Consider the following 666-nt stretch of genomic DNA (forward strand, 5'->3'; position numbering starts at 1 on the left):
GGGGCCGGCGCGGCGAGCCTGCTCGGCACGCCGTTCGGCCGGGCCGCCTACGCCGGTGCGACCACCGACAGCCCCCTGCTGGTCGGCGGCCGGCACGCCGCGTTCGGCGCCGACCCGTCCCGACAGCTGCGGCTCGCGGCGCAGCTGTCGGGTAACCCGGGCCGAGGCAGGGTGCTGGTCGACATCGGGCCGGGCCGTGGACTCGGCCACACGACCGAGGCGGAGATCCGTCCGCTGCTGTCCCAGGTCCCGCAGGTCGACGGCTCGATCTACACGGTCGAGCAGTACTACGTGCACGCGGCGTTCGACAACCTGGCACCGGGACACGAGTACTACTACCGTTTTCGAATCCCGGGCGGGAGTGCCACTCCCGTCCAGGCGGTCCGCACCGGCCACCGGAAGGGGCGCGAGGGCGGTTCCTTCCGGTTCACGATGATGGGTGACCAGGGGTCGAACACCACCCCGCAGGGTCTCCCGCCGGGCCGGTTCGACGACAACTACTACCAGGCGGACAACGACCCGACCGTCGCGCACGCCTCGGCCATCACCGCGACCATCGCCCGGCAGGACCCGGTGTTCCACCTGCTCGCCGGAGACATCTGCTACGCGGATCCGTCGGGTGCGGGGCTGCCGCCCAGGCGGAACCTCGCCGGCTCGCCGCCGGCC

Annotated in this window: 1 protein-coding gene (only partly in view); it reads left to right on the top strand. The window is 73.0% G+C overall.

Annotated elements, in window-relative coordinates; genetic code table 11:
- The first annotated feature begins 435 nt into the window (after window positions 1-435).
- A protein-coding gene (locus FrCorBMG51_RS14530) for a metallophosphoesterase family protein (protein ID WP_476742172.1) crosses the window boundary here: on the top strand, window positions 436-666 show its beginning. The gene runs 966 nt beyond the window's last position; 231 of the gene's 1,197 nt are visible here — the first part of the coding sequence; the start codon lies at window positions 436-438; its stop codon lies beyond the right edge, outside the window.

This window comes from Protofrankia coriariae (assembly GCF_001017755.1).
GTDB classification, from domain to species: Bacteria; Actinomycetota; Actinomycetes; order Frankiales; family Frankiaceae; genus Protofrankia; species Protofrankia coriariae.